Below are 14,882 nucleotides of genomic sequence, written 5' to 3'. Positions count from 1 at the left end.
CCTGAGGGCGCCGAGCACTACCACACCAACGTCCGCTCGCACGGCCGTGCGGCGGGCCGGCGGCCCGCCGCACATGATCTTCTCCGGCCCGCTGATCCCGGGGATCAGGCGACGTCGAACGTGGCCGGGTCCGGGCCGAGCCGCCGGTCCTCGTTGAGCGCGCTGATCGCGCCGAGGTCCTCGGGGTCGAGCTCGAAGCCGAAGACGTCGATGTTCTCCTTGATCCGCGACGGCGTCACGGACTTGGGGATCACCACGTTGCCCAGCTGCACGTGCCAGCGCAGGACGACCTGGGCCGGGGTGCGGCCGTGCTTCTGGGCGATGGCGACGATCGCCGGGACCTCTAGGAGGCCCTTGCCCTGGCCGAGCGGCGACCAGGCCTCGGTGGCGATGCCGAGCTCCGCGTGCTTCTCGCGCAGGGCGTGCTGCTGCAGGTGCGGGTGCAGCTCGATCTGGTTCACGGCCGGGATCACCGAGGTCTCGGCGGTCAGCCGGTCCAGGTGCTCGGGCAGGAAGTTCGAGACGCCGATGGCCTTGGCGCGGCCGTCCGCGTAGATCTTCTCGAGCGCCTTGTACGTGTCCACGTACGTGTCCTTGGACGGCAGCGGCCAGTGGATCAGGTACAGATCCACGTGGTCGAGGCCGAGCTTGGCGAGCGAGGTGTCGAAGGCGCGCAGGGTGGCGTCGTGGCCCTGGTCGGCGTTCCACAGCTTCGTCGTGACGAAGAGGTCCTCGCGGGCCACGCCGGACGCGGCGATCGCCTTGCCCGTGCCCTCCTCGTTGCCGTAGATGGCGGCGGTGTCGATGCTGCGGTACCCGGCCTCCAGCGCCGTCGCGACGGCCTTCTCGGCCTCGTCGTCCGGCACCTGCCACACGCCGAAACCGAGCTGCGGCATCTCGACGCCGTTGTTCAGGATGATCGGGGGGACCTTGCTCACGAGGTGTCGATCCTTAAGTCGTCGGGTGGTACTCCCATGGTCAACGATCACGGGCGTAGGCGCATTCCTGTGCCGACGACCAAGTCTGCCAGTCACGTATGTGAACTCTGGGTCGGGGTCTGGGTTCCCAGGTAGGCATCGCGCACCCGTTCGTCGGCGCGGATCTCGGCGGGCGTGCCCTCGGCGAGGACCCTGCCGAGATCGAGGACCACGACCCGGGAGCAGAGCTCCATCACGAAGGCCACGTTGTGCTCGACGAGCAGCACCGCGCAGCCGTCCTGATCGGCCAGGCGCCGCACCGCGGCCGCCAGCAGTCCCCGTTCGTCGGCCGTCATGCCGGACGCGGGCTCGTCGAGCAGCAGGACGCGCGGGCGGTCGGCGGCGGCCCGCGCCAGCTCCACCATGCGGGCCCGCCCCACCGGCAGCGTTCCCGCGTACGTGTCCGAGAGCGCGGCCAGGCCGCAGGCGTCGAGCAGCTGCCCGGTCCGCTCCGCGTCCGCGCCGCCGCGCCGCCACTCCTGCGCGACCAGCAGATTGTCCGCGACGGTGAGCTGCCCGAACAGCTGCTGGCGCTGGAACGTGCGGCGCATCCCGTGCCGCGCCCGCCACACCGGGGAGCGCCGCGTGATGTCCGCGCCGTCGAGCAGGACCCGGCCCGCGTCGGGCCGCCGGATCCCGGACACGACGTCGAACAGCGTCGTCTTGCCCGCCCCGTTCGGACCGATGAGGCCGCAGACCTCGCCGGGGGCGAGGCGCAGCGCGACGCCGTCCAGAGCGCGTATCCCGCCGAACCGCACGCCGATGCCCTCGGCCTCCAGGACGTACGTCTCGCTCATGACGTGGCCTCCGTACTGGTCGCCGAGATGCCGAGATACGCGTCCGTGAGCCGCTCCGCCTCGACCTTGTCGCGCGGCCCGCACCAGGTGACCCGCCCCTGCGCGAGATACGCCACGGTGTCCGCGACGCCGAGGATCTCCGACGCCTTCTCCTCGACGAGCAGCAACCCCGTGCCCGCGTCGCGGAGTTCGGCGAGCAGCCGGTACACCTCGTCGACGACCCGGGGCGCGAGGCCGAGCGACGGCTCGTCGGCGATCAGTACGCGCGGGGGACTGTGCAACAGCGGGGCGAGCGCGAGGATCTGCTGCTCGCCGCCGGAGAGCGAGCCCGCCGTGACGTCGCGACGGGCGGCGAGCCCTGCGAACCGCTCGTAGACCGCCAACCTGTCTGTCTTGAGAGGCAGTTGAAGCGCCAGGTTCTCGTCCACCGTGAGGGACGGGAAGATGCCGCGGCCCTCGGGTGCGAGCACCACCCCGGCGCGTGCCCGCCGCACGGCACCCTCGCCACCCGCGGCGCGCCCGGCGACGTACACCTGTCCCCGCAGCGGTGACATCAGTCCCGCGGCGACCTTGCACGCGGTCGACTTCCCGGCGCCGTTCGGCCCGAGCAGTGCCACGATCTCGCCGGGGCGGACGGTGAGGTCGACGCCCTGCAGGACCGGCGCACCGTCGTATCCGGCCCGTACGCCCAGGAGTTGGAGCGCCGCGTCCGGGTCCGGTGCGGCGGTGACGGGCTCCTGAGACGAGGCGCCCTCCAGTGCCGCCGTCGCCCTGCGGCGGTGGCGGCGCACCGAGAACGCCGCCGCGTACCCGTCCGGGTCGTTGGCGAGCGCGAGGCCCGCGAGCCCGAACAGGATGACCGGCAGCTGCACCGACTCCGTCACGTAGTCGCTGATGAGGTGGGGGACCACGGCGAAGGTGAGGCCCGCGACCACCGCGAACTGCGGCCGCCGCACGCCTGCCGCGACCACCACCGCGAGCCAGATCAGACCGGTCATCGCCGTGAAGTCGGTCGCGGTGATACGGGTGTTGTACGACGCGTACATCACGCCGCCGAATCCGGCGAGGCCCGCCGAGACGGTGAACAGGAGCAGTTTCGTGCGGACCACGGAGACGCCCGAGGCCATCGCCGCGGCCGGCGCCGAGCGCACCGCGAGCATCGCCCGCCCGGCCCGCGAGCCGCGCAGCGCGCCGAGCCCCGCCACCGCCGCCGCGCACAGCACGACCATGGCGACGCCCATCGCCCGGTCGTCGCCCAGATCGACCGGTCCGAAGACGGCTCGGGGGATCTCCCAGCCGGTGTCCCCGTTCCTCAACCAGCTCATCTGGAACAGGACTTGGTCGGCGAGGAAGGCCAGGGCGAGCGTGGCGAGGGCCAGCGAGCGGCCGCCGAGCCGCAGCGCGGGCAGCGCCACGAGCGCGCCGAGCGCCGCCGCCGCGCACGTCCCGACGAGCGCCGCGCCGACGAACGGCACCCCGTGGCTCATCAGGATCCCGGCGACCAGCGCCGCGCCCGTCACGAACGACGCCTGCGCCAACGACACCATCGCCCCGAGCCCGGTCACCACGGTGAACGACATGAACACCAGGGAGATCGCCAGACCCTGGGCGAGGATGCCGCTCCAGAACGGCGTCGTCACCGTGTAGAAGGCCGCGGCCATCAGCACCGCCGCCACTGCCCACGGGCCCCAGCGCCGCGCCCGGGAACGCCCCGCCAGATAGTCGACGGGCGGCGCGTCCACCGCGGCCGTGCCCGCCGTGCGCTGCCGCCGCGTGAGCAGCAGCAGCCCGGCGAACAGGATCAGGAACGGCACCGCCGTACGGAACCCGGTGATCTTCTCCGCGAACGAGGCGTACCCCGCGACCAGGTTCTGCAGCACCCCGAGCCCGAGCCCGCCCGCGAACGCCAGCGGCACCGACATGAACCGGCCGAGCACCGCGGCCGTCGCCGACACGAACAGGAACAGGGTGAAGTCGTGCGAGGAGAGCCCGAGCAGGGGAGTGGCGAGCACACCCGCCAGGCCCGCGAGCCCCGACGACATCATCCACGCCACCGAGGAGAGCCGGTCCGCGCTCGTTCCGCGCAGCTCGACGAGCGACCGGTTGTCGACGTTGGCCCGCAGCTTCAGCCCAAGTGCCGTGTGCCGCAGGACGATCCAGAGCCCGAGCGCGACCACGGCCGTCGTCACCCAGGTGATCAGCTGGTCGGAGTCGATGCCGACGCCGTCCATCAGCTGCCAGTTCTTCGCGGGGCTCGGCCCCACGCCCGGCAGGCCGAACTGGTTCTCGGCGGGTTTCACCGAGGCCCCCGCGTCGTCGAGCAGATCCACCACCCACAGGCCGAGCGCGGGCAGCGCGACGAGCAGCCCGATCGTCGCCACGATCTGCGCGCTCTCCCCGACCCGCGCCAGTTTGCGGAACATCAGCCGGTCAAGTCCCCACCCCAGCAAGGGAGCCGCGACGAGGACCACGAGCAGCGCGGTCGGCACGGCGGGCCAGCCGAAGCCGGAGTGCAGCTCGTAGAAGGCGAGCGCGCACAGGTACGCCGTCGCGCCGTGCGCGAAGTTGAACAGGCCGGAGGCCGAGTAGGAGAGGACGAGCCCGGTGGCGAGCAGCGCGTACAGCGCGCCCGACACCAGCCCGCTCAGCACGAAGGCCAGCAGGTCATTCATGCGAAGTCCCCTTCAGGCGCCGCTACTTGAACGGGATCGGCGGATAGCACTTGAACGCCGACGACACCCGGTACGCCCCGTCCTTGAGCTGCACGAGGGCCCCGCAGCCGAACGACTCCTTCTGCCCGCGGGGCAGTTGGCGGTCGCCGACCATGGTCCCGGTGTCCGAGAATCCGTCCGCGGCCTCCTGGAACGAGGCGACGGTCAGGTCCTTGCCCGCCTTCTTCGCGATGGCGAGGAACAGGTCGGCGCTCATGTAGCCGGTCATCATGTGCATGTTGAGCGGCACGTCCTTGCCGCCCGCCGCCTTCTTGATGTCCGCCTTGAACTGCTGCATCGCGGGCGTCGACGACTCGAACGGCTCGAAGGACAGCAGGATGTGCACGCCGTCCAGCGCCTGCTTCGTCGTGTTCTTGGCGAGCAGCCCGGGGTCGTAGTCGGTCGGATCGGTGAGCACGCCCTTGAAGCCGGTGCGCTTGATCGCCGTGAACAGGCCGATGTTGTACGGCGTCTGCATCACCGACACCACGGCGTCCGGTGCCTTGCCGCCGTTGCTGCGCAGCAGTTCCTTCGTGTACGCGGACCAGTCGCTCGGCACCGACGTCGCGGGCACCGACGACTTGGCGTAGGTGACCTTGTAGCCGGCCTCCGCGAAGCCCTGCTTGTACGTGCGGATGGCGAAGGTGCCCGCGTCGTTGTCGTTGGCGAGGATGGCGACGGACTTGCCCTTCGCGCCGCCCGTGACCTGCTTGAGCCCCTCGGGCCAGGTCTGCGAGATGGTGCCGCCCGGCATCGGCACCATGCAGCCGCCGAAGCCGTAGATGTACGTCGGTCCGCAGAACGAGGGGATCGTGCCCCAGCCGAACGTCGGCACCTGCTGCTTCTGCAGGAAGTCCGCCCCCGAGAACGTCACCGAGCTCATCGGCGCGATCGCGAACACCTTGTCCTGCTGGACGAGTTTGCGGGCGGCGGCCAGGTTCTTCGCCGGGTCCTGCCCGTCGTCCTCGGCGCCCAGGTAGTCGATCTTCCGCCCGTTGATCCCGCCCTCGGCGTTGGCACGGTCGAAGCGGGCCTTCGCCCCCAGATCGGTGTCCTTCTTGCTGTACCCGCTCGCGGTCGTCATGGAGACGATGCCGCCCACCTTGATGGCGTCCGCGGTCACACCGCGTACGGAACTCCCCTTGTCCGCCGGGGAGTTGCTGTTGGCGGTGGAGTTGCAGGCGGTGGCGAGCAGAAGTGCCGCCACGGTGGCGGTGATGGCGCGGATCGGTCGCGACACGGTCGGGCCCCCTCCGTCGAAGTGAGGGTGATTCTGTGTCCGACCTGATGAACCGTCAATAACTGACGCATCGGTAATTGATGAACCGTCAGAAACCGGTGGGCGTACGGATCACGCCCGGTACAGCGCGTCCACCTCCGCCGAGTACGCCGTCTCGATCGCCTTGCGCTTCAGCTTCAGGGACGGGGTGAGCAGCCCGTGCTCCTCGGTGAACTGGTGGGCCAGTATCCGGAACGTGCGGATCGACTCGGCCTGCGAGACGAGGGTGTTCGCGGCGACCACCGCGCGCCGCACCTCCATCTCCAGATCCGGGTCGTGCACCAGATCGACCGGTGTCATCAGCTGCTTGCCGCGCATGCCGAGCCAGTGCTCCACGGCCTCGGAGTCGAGGGTGACGAGCGCCGCGATGTAGGGCCGGTCGTTGCCGACGACGATGCACTGCGCGACCAGCGGGTGGTCGCGCACCCGCTCCTCGAGCTGCTGCGGCGAGACGCTCTTGCCGCCGGAGGTCACCAGGATCTCCTTCTTGCGCCCGGTGATGGTCAGATAGCCGTCCTCGTCGAGGGAGCCCAGGTCACCGGTGGCGAGCCAGCCGTCGTGCAGGGTCGCGTCGGTCGCCTTCGGGTCGTTGAGGTAGCCCTGGAACACGTTGCCCCCGTACAGCCACACCTCGCCGTCCTCCGCGATGTGCACCGTGGTGCCGGGGATCGCCTTGCCGACCGTGCCGTAGCGGGTCTGCTCCGGCGGGTTCGCGGTGGCCGCGGCGGTCGACTCGGTCAGCCCGTAGCCCTCGTAGATCGTGACGCCCGCGCCCGCGAAGAACAGGCCGAGCCTGCGGTCCATCGCCGAGCCGCCCGACATCGCGTGCCGCACCTTGCCGCCCATCGCCTCGCGCACCTTGGAGTACACGAGCTTGTCGAAGAGCGAGTGCTGCATGCGCAGCGAGGCGGACGGGCCGGGGCCCGTGCCGAAGGCCTTGGCCTCCTGCGCGTCCGCGTACTTCACGGCACACTCCACGGCCTTGTCGAAGGGCCCGGACCTGCCGTCCTTCTCGGCCTTCCTGCGGGCCGCGTTGAAGACCTTCTCGAAGATGTACGGCACCGCGAGGATGAAGGTGGGTCGGAAGGCCTGGAGGTCGGGCAGCAGCGCCGCCGCGTTCAGCTGCGGCTGGTGCCCGAGCTTCACGCCGCCGCGCACGGCCGCGATCTGCACCATCCGCCCGAAGACGTGGGCGAGCGGCAGGAACAGCAGCGTGGACGCCGCGTTGTCGCGCTTGGAGGAGAACACCGGCTCCCAGCGCGTCACCATCGTGTCCGCCTCGAACATGAAGTTCGCGTGCGTGATCACACAGCCCTTGGGGCGGCCCGTCGTCCCGGACGTGTAGATGATCGTGGCGACCGAGTCCGGGGTGACCGCGCGCCGGTGCCGGTGCACGGTGTCGTCGTCGATGTGGGTGCCGGAGGCGGTCACCTCGTCGACCGCGCCGCCGTCCAGCTGCCACAGGCGGTGCAGCTGCGGCAGCCGGTCGATGACCGTGGCGATGGTCATCGCGTGGTCCTCGTGCTCCACGACCGCCGCCGTCACCTGGGCGTCGTACAGCATCCAGAAGACCTGCTCGGCCGACGACGTGGGATAGATCGGGACGACCTGGGCGCCGATGGTCCACAGGGCGAAGTCGAAGAGCGTCCACTCGTAGCGCGTACGGGACATGATCGCGACGCGGTCGCCGAACCGGATGCCCTGCGCGAGCAGCCCCTTGGCCAGCGCGAGGACCTCGTCGCCGAACTCGCCCGCGGTCACCTCACGCCAGTGCCCCTGTTTGTCCTTGCGCCCGAAGGCGATGTGCGAGGGGTCCTCCAGGGCATGATCGAAGACGGCGTCGGCCAGGCCGCCCACCGGCGGCGCCGACGCCAGAGCGGGATTGGTGAACTCGCGCAAAGTTGCTCCTTGTGGCGCTCCGCACAGCGTCGGTGACGGTACCCGACCGCGCGCCCCGGCGGGAGGGGTGTCAACTCGCCGGAAGCGCGCGGAATATGCACAGGTCAGCCGGTTAAATGCGGCCACAAGGGAAGGGGCGGGACAGAATACTTACGCTTCAGTAAGTTTCGCGGGCGTAATCTCCTGCCCCTCTTCACCGTTCTTCATCGGTCTCCACCGAATCCCTACGGAGAGGTCACCGGGGCGAACCGACCGGCTCTTTGGACGGAGTGGTCGGTTCCGCAACGGGTGTCCGGGGCGACCGTACCAGGGCCAGGACCACGAAGCCCCCGACGAGCGCCACACAACCGGCAAGCAGCGAAGCCGAGTTGAGACCCTGTGCGAAAGCCGTGCGCAGCGCGTGCTCAGGCACCTGCCCGCGCAGGGCGTCCGCCCCGCCGCCCGCGAGCGCGTGCGCGGCCCCGCGCGGCAGGGTGTCCTGCATCCGCGAGATCAGCACGGTGCCGAAGACGGCGATCCCGAGCGCGTACCCGAGCTGGCGGAACGTGTTGAGGGAACCGCCCGCCATGCCCGCCCTGGCCGGCTCGACCGTGGCCAGCGCGGCGCCCGCGAGCCCCGGCGCGACGAGACCGACCCCGATCCCGGTCAGCACCAGACCCGGCACCAGCGTGGCCGCCGTCGAGCCCGCGTCGAGCACGCCCTGGCAGCACACCCCGACCCCGATCAGCACGAGCCCGCCGCCCACCGTGATCCGCGCGGGCACCCCGTGCAGCAGCTTCCCGCCGAGGATCGACACCACCACCGAGGCCCCCGACAGCGACAGGAACACCAGACCGCCGCGGACCGGGCTCATCCCGAGCAGCGTCTGCAGCCACAGCGACAGGTACGGCATCACCCCGAAAGCGGCCGCGTTGAAGGCGAACGCGCCCACCATCACGCCCACGAACGCAGGCCTGCGCAACAGCGCCAGATCGAGCATCGGATGCGCGGAACGCCGCTCCACGAGCACGAAGGCCAGCAGCGCCACGGCCGCCGCGGCGAAGGCGACCAGCGCACCCCGCTCGCTCCAGCCCCGCTCCCCGGCGCGGATCACGCCGTAGGTCGCACCCCCGGCGAACGCCGCGAACGTCACGGTCCCGGCCCAGTCGATGCGCCGCTCCTTCGGCCCGCGCGACTCCGGCACGGCCCGCAGCGTCAGCCACACCGCGGCGACGCTCACCGGCAGATTGACCCAGAAGATCCACCGCCAGCCGGGCCCCTCGGTGAGCAGCCCGCCGAGTACGGGTCCGATCGCGGCCGCGCCCCCGCTGACGGCACCGAACACGCCGAGCGCGATCGACCGCTGCCGCCCCTGGTAGACGGACCCGATGATCGGCAGCGTGGTCGCGAACATCGCCGCGGCGCCCAGCCCCTGCACGACGCGCGCGGTCACGAGCATCCCGGGACCGCTCGACAGGCCGCACACCAGCGAGGCGAGCGCGAACACGACCACGCCCACGACGTGCACCCGGCGCCGCCCCAGAATGTCGGCGGCGGCCCCGGTCCCGAGCAGCAGCGCGGCGAGCGCCAGCGCGTATCCGTCCATCACCCACTGCAGATCACTGAGCGAGGCATGCAGCGCGCCGGCCATGTCCGGCAGCGCCACGACGGCTATGGACACGTCGAGCAGCAGCATGAACGTGCCCAGGCAGACCGCCGTCAGGGTCCCCCATGTACGCATGGTGAGTTCCGACCTTTCGTATCGCCGACCGATTCGGCTCGGTTCGACTCGATCCGGTTGATCCGGCTCGACCCGGTTGGATTGCTTCGTCACTCCGTACGATGGCGGGGAGCGGCGGATCTGCCGTGCCACGGGGTCGGATCCGACGGAATTCGACAAAGAGAGGTGCTTCGAGGATGGATTCCACCCCCTACGACGCGCTCGACACCCAAGTCCTCCACGCCCTGGAGGTGGACGCGCGGGCCCCCTTCAGCCGCATCGGCGAGGTGCTCGGGGTCTCCGACCAGACCGTGGCCCGCCGCTACCGCAGGCTCGTCGAGAGCGGCGGCCTGCGCGTCGTCGGCCTCCAGGACAGCCAACTGCTCGGCCACGACACCTGGATGCTGCGCCTGCGCTGTGCCCCCGACGGCGCCGAGACCATCGCGGCCGCGCTCGCCCGCCGCCCCGACACCTTGTGGATCGGGCTCGCCTCGGGCGGCACGGAGGTCGTCTGCATCACCGTGCCGCGCACCCCGGGCGACCACGACGACCTGCTCCTCGGCAAACTGCCCCGTACCCCGCACATCGTCGAGATCCGGGCCCTGCAGTTGCTGCACCGCTTCTTCGGCGGTCCCGAGGGCTGGCTGCGCAAGCAGGGCCCGCTGACGCCCGAGCAGATCGCCGCGCTGCGCCCCGCACCCGCCACGGCGGAACCGGCGGCGGCGGGCCCCGATGACGCCCCGCTCCTGGACGTCCTGAAGCGGGACGGCCGCGCCACCTACCCCGAACTCCAGCGCGCCACCGGCAGGTCGGAGTCCGCCGTCAAACGCCGCATGGCCGCCCTCATGGCCTCGGGCTCGCTCTACATCGACATCGAGTACGACACGCTGCGCCTCGGCTTCACGGTGGCCGCGGTCCTGTGGATCACCGCGGCGCCGCGCCACCTGGACGCGGTGGGCCGCGCCCTGGCCGACCACAAGGAGATCGCCTTCGCCGCCGCGACGGCGGGCCCGTCGAACATCGTGGTCACGGCCCTGGCGAGGGACACGGCCGACCTGTACGCGTACGTCAGCGGGAAGCTGGGCCGCCTGGAGGGCGTCGAGCACGTGGAGACGGCGCCGTTCATGCGCCGGGTGAAGCAGCTGACGTATCGGCCGCGGGTCAGGTGATGAGGGACTGAGGGGCGGCTCAGGGGGATCAGGCGCGCGAGGCCCGATGCAACCGGTCGGCCCCCGCCAGGATGGCCTCCGCCAGCGCTCGCGCAGGCCCACCCTTCCCGCGCCCCCGCTCGGCGGACCCGTACAGCAGCACGAAGTCGACCGACCCCAGCTCCGGCAGCCCCACCCGGTCGGGGACCCGCACGAGCCCCGGCGGGATGAGCCCCCGGGAGTGCGCCATCACGCCGAGACCGGCCCGCGCCGCCGCGATCAGGCCGTTCAGCGACCCGCTCGTACAGGCGATGCGCCAGGCCCGCCCGTGCCGCTCGAGCGCCTCCAGGGCCATGGCCCGCGAGATCCCCGGTGGCGGGAACACGATCAACGGCACGGGCCGCTCCGGGTCGATCCGCAGCCGCTCCGCGCCGATCCACACGAGCCGGTCGTGCCACACCGACTCCCCGTGCGGATCCTCGGGCCGCCGCTTGGCCAGGACGAGATCGAGCTTCCCGGCCGCGAGCTGCTCGTGCAGCGTCCCCGACAGCTCGACCGTGAGCTCCAGGTCCACCTCGGGATGCTGGTGCCGGAACGACTCCAGGATCTCGGTGAGCCGGGTCAGCACGAAGTCCTCGGAGGCCCCGAACCGCAGCCGCCCCCGCAGCCGTGTCCCCGTGAAGAACGCCGCCGCCTGCTCGTGCACCGCGAGGATCCGCCGCGCGAACCCGAGCATCGCCTCCCCGTCCTCGGTCAGCTCCACGGAGTGCGTGTCCCGCGTGAACAGCGTCCGCCCGGCCGCGTCCTCCAGGCGCCGCACGTGCTGGCTGACCGTCGACTGCCGAAGGCCGAGCCGGCGCGCGGCCTGCGTGAAGCTCAGCGTCTGCGCGACGGCCAAAAACGTCCTCAACTGCCCGGGGTCGTACATGCCGCGACCCTACCCGCGGCCATCATGATTCGCGATGACAGTCAGAACGGTATGCAGGATTCCCGATCACGATGATCAGGAGGATCATCGAGAGGGCACGACATGAACCGCGCGCACATGAACCGCGCGCACATGAACCGAGAGCACCGAAGATCAAGGAACCAATGAAACGCCTCAGCCGGCCGACCTGGATGCCGATCGACCCGTACATCCTGGCGTTGATCGGGACCGTCGGCCTCGCCGCGCTCCTGCCGGCCCGCGGCGCCGCCGCCGACGTCGCGTCGGGCGCCTCGACCGCGGCGGTCGCCTTCCTCTTCTTCCTCTACGGGGCCAGACTCTCGACCCGTGAGGCGATGGACGGCCTGCGGCACTGGCGGCTCCATGTGACGGTCCTGGCCTGTACGTTCGTGGCGTTCCCGCTGCTCGGCCTCGCGGCCCGCGGCCTGGTCCCCGTCCTGCTCCCGCAGAACCTGTACGAGGGCCTGCTCTTCCTCACCCTCGTCCCGTCCACGATCCAGTCGTCGATCGCCTTCACGTCGATCGCGCGCGGCAACGTCCCGGCGGCGATCTGCGCGGGCTCCTTCTCCTCGCTCGCGGGCATCGTCATCACGCCACTGCTCGCGGCGGGCCTGCTCGGCAGCAGCGGCGGCGGCTTCTCCGCGGACTCGCTCCTCAAGATCGTGCTGCAGCTGCTCGTGCCGTTCCTCGCGGGCCAGTTGCTGCGCCGCTGGGTCGGAGGATTCCTGACCCGCCACAAGAAGATCCTCGGCTACGTCGACCGGGGCTCGATCCTGCTCGTCGTCTACACCGCGTTCAGCGAAGGCATGGTCCAGGGCATCTGGCACCAGGTCAGCGCCGTCCGCCTGGCCGGCCTGCTCGCCGTGGAGGCGGTGCTGCTCGCCGTGATGCTGGCGGCCACCTGGTACGGCGCCAAGGCCCTCGGCTTCAACCGGGGCGACCGGATCGCCATCCAGTTCGCGGGCTCGAAGAAGTCCCTGGCGTCCGGACTGCCCATGGCGAGCGTCCTGTTCGGCGCGCACGCCTCGCTCGCCGTCCTGCCGCTGATGCTCTTCCACCAGATGCAGCTGATGGTGTGCGCGGTCATCGCCAAGCGCCGCGCGAAGGATCCCGAGGAGCCGGCACAGGGGCTCACTCCAACCGCACCGACACGAACCGCGGCCGGTACAGCGACACGTTCCGGCTGAGCTGCGCCTGCGCGGTGGCGGGCGCCGCGTCCAGCCAGTTGACGTCGTAGCTCAGCACCAGCCGTCCACCGCCTCCGCCGAGCGCCGGATGCACCTGCGGGTTGTACGCGGCGACCGTGCCCTCCGGCAGCGGCGCCGTGAACGCCCGCGCGGGCCCGTGCCAGGGCCCGGTCGGGGAGCACGCCCAGTACGAGACGACGTGCGTGAGCCCCGCCGTCCCCGCCGCCATCGTGAACAGCACGTACGTCCCCCGGTCCCGCACCACCCCGAACGCGCTGCCCACGCCGCGCCGCTGTCCGTCCCCGAGCACCGGCGCGGGCCGCGCCCCGCCGCGCCAGCGCTGCCCGTCCCAGAACTCCCACGCCGCCACGGACCCGAGCCGCCCGCGCGGCACCCGGGCCACATGGGCGCGGTGCACGGCGGCCTGTCCGTCGTCCCCGCCGAACACGTACGTCCAGTCGCCCGCGTCGACCGTGCTCGTACCGAACAGCACGCGCCGCGCGGGATCCGCCACCTGCCGCTGGTCGAGGACCTGCGTGATGCCTTCGAGCCGCAGGTCCGGCAGCGACAGGGTCGCCACCTCGGTGGCCGTCGGCACGCCGTAGATGTACGGACCCGTACCGGCCGCCCGCGTCCACAGCAGCACGCGTACGACCTGCTGGCCCGAGCCCGGCGACCGCGGCTCGACCCGCGCGGCCACGGGCCACCGCCACTCGCCGACGCCCGTGTCCGGGAACAGCGGGGCGGCCACGGTCCGCGCCGACCGCCCCGAACGGTCCGTCACGACGGCGGAGTTGCGCACGAAGGGGGCACCCGCGTCACGCCAGGCGTACGGCTGTCCCTCGGGATTCGGGGCCGGGTGCACGACCCCGAGATACGTGTCGGAGAACAGCCAGAGCACCCGCCCGTCGGGGAGCGCAACGGAATGCGTCCCGTCGCCGCCGGTCCAGTCGTCGGTACGGGAGTTGTCGTTCCCGTACGACTCCCACGCGCGAGTCGCTTCGTCGGCCGGGGCCCATGCGGCGACGGACCGTGCCCCGCAACGGGAGTCGCCCTCCCGCTGGGGGAGGGCGACCACGAGAACGATCAAGCAGGCGACAACGGTGAGCAGGCCGATCAGGCGCACGGGCCAGCGTCGATCAGCGGCTCCGCCGCGGAGTGCACCGAGCCCCCACCGGCCGCAAGACGCCCACGCAACCTGACGGCCCCTCACATGACGCGACCCTAGTGCCGCCCCCGCACTCGATCCAGCGGCAACCACACGGACATGCTCAACAGGCCGTCACCCTCGTCAGGGAATGCCGCAGAGCGTCAGGGCCGCAGTACGACCTTGCCGAGGTTGGCCCGCCGCTCGATCACCTCGTGCGCCCGCGCCGCGTCCTTGAGCGTGAACTCCTCGTGCACGAAAGGCTTCAGACGGCCCGTCAGGAACAACTCCCACAGTTCCGCACGCCACTTCGCGTACGTCTCGGGCCGGCCCCGCGCGATGAGCGCCATCTGGAACCCGATGACCGACTTCGCGCCGACCAGCAGGTCGTACGCCTCCACGGTGCCGCCGCCCGAGCTGTACGCGACGAGCCGGCCGTGCGGTGCGAGCGCCTCGACCGAGGGCTTGAGGAGGTCGCCGCCGACCGCGTCGAGCACGTAGTCCACGGGCTCGCCCCAGGACTCGGCGCCGTACGCGACCACGGCGTCCGCCCCGAGGCCGCGCAGGAAGTCGGCCTTGCGCGGGTCGGAGACCGCGGCGATCACCCGCCCGGCGCCCTCCAACCGGGCCAATTGCAGGGCGAGATGACCCACCCCGCTGGCCGCGGCCGTGACCAGCGCGGCCTCGCCCGGCTCGGGCCGCGCCGCGCGCAGCGCCCCGTACGCGACGAGCCCGCTGCGCACGAGGGCCACGGCGTCCACCGCACTCGCCGCGTCCGGCACCGGTGAGGCCATCGCGACGTGCAGCAGCGCGTGGTCGGCGTAGCCGTGTCCGAGGGACAGGCCGGTGACGCGGTCGCCGATCGCGTACGACGTCACGCCCTCGCCGAGCGCCACGACCTCGCCCGCGATCTCGCCGCCCAGCGGGATGGGCTCGCGCTGTTCGCGGACCTTGCGCACCATGGGCAGGGTGACGCCGATGGCCTCGGTGCGGACGAGGAGTTGGCCGGGGCCCGGCTCCGGGACGGGCGCCTCCTCCAGGAACAGGACTTCGGGGCCGCCGCTGTGTTCGTACCGGACACGACGCATGCGC

Annotated in this window: 11 protein-coding genes; 2 read left to right on the top strand and 9 right to left on the bottom strand. The window is 71.6% G+C overall.

What is annotated here, in order from left to right; all coding sequences use genetic code 11:
* Positions 1–104: 104 nt before the first annotated feature.
* From ACIBUY_RS02210 to ACIBUY_RS02185, 6 genes are all read right to left on the bottom strand, one after another.
* The gene (locus tag ACIBUY_RS02210; protein ID WP_399152148.1) at positions 105–896 is read right to left on the bottom strand and encodes an aldo/keto reductase; all 792 of its coding nucleotides are present in this window, start codon (positions 894–896) and stop codon (positions 105–107) included.
* Between the two features lie 134 nt (positions 897–1,030).
* Entirely contained in the window at positions 1,031–1,774 is a 744-nt protein-coding gene (locus tag ACIBUY_RS02205; RefSeq protein ID WP_399151450.1) for an ABC transporter ATP-binding protein, read from the bottom strand.
* Positions 1,771–4,446, bottom strand: coding sequence for an ATP-binding cassette domain-containing protein (locus tag ACIBUY_RS02200; protein WP_399151449.1), 2,676 nt, complete (start codon positions 4,444–4,446; stop codon positions 1,771–1,773). Before ACIBUY_RS02200 ends, ACIBUY_RS02205 begins: the two co-directional genes overlap by 4 nt.
* 22 nt (positions 4,447–4,468) lie before the next feature.
* Entirely contained in the window at positions 4,469–5,725 is a 1,257-nt protein-coding gene (locus ACIBUY_RS02195) for an ABC transporter substrate-binding protein (RefSeq protein ID WP_399151448.1), read from the bottom strand.
* Positions 5,726–5,836: 111 nt separating this feature from the next.
* A complete protein-coding gene (locus ACIBUY_RS02190; RefSeq protein WP_399151447.1) occupies positions 5,837–7,663 on the bottom strand; it encodes an AMP-dependent synthetase/ligase in 1,827 nt (608 codons plus the stop codon).
* 235 nt (positions 7,664–7,898) lie between these two features.
* Complete coding sequence (locus tag ACIBUY_RS02185; protein WP_365578935.1) at positions 7,899–9,383, bottom strand: MFS transporter; 1,485 nt, start codon at positions 9,381–9,383, stop codon at positions 7,899–7,901.
* Positions 9,384–9,559: 176 nt separating this feature from the next.
* Between ACIBUY_RS02185 and ACIBUY_RS02180 the strand changes: the two genes are divergently transcribed.
* Positions 9,560–10,531 carry an Lrp/AsnC family transcriptional regulator gene (locus ACIBUY_RS02180; RefSeq protein ID WP_399151446.1) on the top strand — a complete coding sequence of 324 codons (972 nt, stop codon included), beginning with the start codon at positions 9,560–9,562 and terminating at the stop codon, positions 10,529–10,531.
* Positions 10,532–10,559: 28 nt separating this feature from the next.
* Here the strand turns inward: ACIBUY_RS02180 and ACIBUY_RS02175 are convergent, their stop codons facing one another.
* A complete protein-coding gene (locus ACIBUY_RS02175) occupies positions 10,560–11,438 on the bottom strand; it encodes a LysR substrate-binding domain-containing protein (RefSeq protein ID WP_399151445.1) in 879 nt (292 codons plus the stop codon).
* A gap of 164 nt (positions 11,439–11,602) precedes the next feature.
* On the opposite strand from ACIBUY_RS02175, the gene ACIBUY_RS02170 reads away from it, so the two are divergent.
* Positions 11,603–12,643 carry a bile acid:sodium symporter family protein gene (locus ACIBUY_RS02170; protein ID WP_365578929.1) on the top strand — a complete coding sequence of 347 codons (1,041 nt, stop codon included), beginning with the start codon at positions 11,603–11,605 and terminating at the stop codon, positions 12,641–12,643.
* On the opposite strand, the gene ACIBUY_RS02165 is transcribed toward ACIBUY_RS02170, so the two are convergent.
* Together ACIBUY_RS02165 and ACIBUY_RS02160 are read right to left on the bottom strand one after the other, a co-directional pair.
* Positions 12,588–13,769 carry a hypothetical protein gene (locus ACIBUY_RS02165; RefSeq protein WP_399151444.1) on the bottom strand — a complete coding sequence of 394 codons (1,182 nt, stop codon included), beginning with the start codon at positions 13,767–13,769 and terminating at the stop codon, positions 12,588–12,590. The two genes, ACIBUY_RS02170 and ACIBUY_RS02165, sit on opposite strands and share 56 nt — an antisense overlap.
* A 185-nt stretch (positions 13,770–13,954) precedes the next feature.
* The gene (locus ACIBUY_RS02160; protein WP_399151443.1) at positions 13,955–14,878 is read right to left on the bottom strand and encodes a zinc-binding alcohol dehydrogenase family protein; all 924 of its coding nucleotides are present in this window, start codon (positions 14,876–14,878) and stop codon (positions 13,955–13,957) included.
* Positions 14,879–14,882 lie beyond the last annotated feature (4 nt).

The organism is Streptomyces sp. NPDC050085 (assembly GCF_044460595.1).
GTDB lineage: Bacteria > Actinomycetota > Actinomycetes > Streptomycetales > Streptomycetaceae > Streptomyces.
This window is presented reverse-complemented; position numbering and strand designations above follow the sequence as displayed.

Excerpts from the sequence above, each read along its gene's own strand:
- ACIBUY_RS02210 (WP_399152148.1), bottom strand. The coding sequence starts at position 896 with ATGCCGCAGCTCGGTTTCGGCGTGTGGCAGGTGCCGGACGACGAGGCC.
- ACIBUY_RS02205 (WP_399151450.1), bottom strand. The coding sequence starts at position 1,774 with ATGAGCGAGACGTACGTCCTGGAGGCCGAGGGCATCGGCGTGCGGTTC.
- ACIBUY_RS02200 (WP_399151449.1), bottom strand. The coding sequence starts at position 4,446 with ATGAATGACCTGCTGGCCTTCGTGCTGAGCGGGCTGGTGTCGGGCGCG.
- ACIBUY_RS02185 (WP_365578935.1), bottom strand. The coding sequence starts at position 9,383 with ATGCGTACATGGGGGACCCTGACGGCGGTCTGCCTGGGCACGTTCATG.
- ACIBUY_RS02180 (WP_399151446.1), top strand. The coding sequence starts at position 9,560 with ATGGATTCCACCCCCTACGACGCGCTCGACACCCAAGTCCTCCACGCC.
- ACIBUY_RS02175 (WP_399151445.1), bottom strand. The coding sequence starts at position 11,438 with ATGTACGACCCCGGGCAGTTGAGGACGTTTTTGGCCGTCGCGCAGACG.
- ACIBUY_RS02170 (WP_365578929.1), top strand. The coding sequence starts at position 11,603 with ATGAAACGCCTCAGCCGGCCGACCTGGATGCCGATCGACCCGTACATC.
- ACIBUY_RS02160 (WP_399151443.1), bottom strand. The coding sequence starts at position 14,878 with ATGCGTCGTGTCCGGTACGAACACAGCGGCGGCCCCGAAGTCCTGTTC.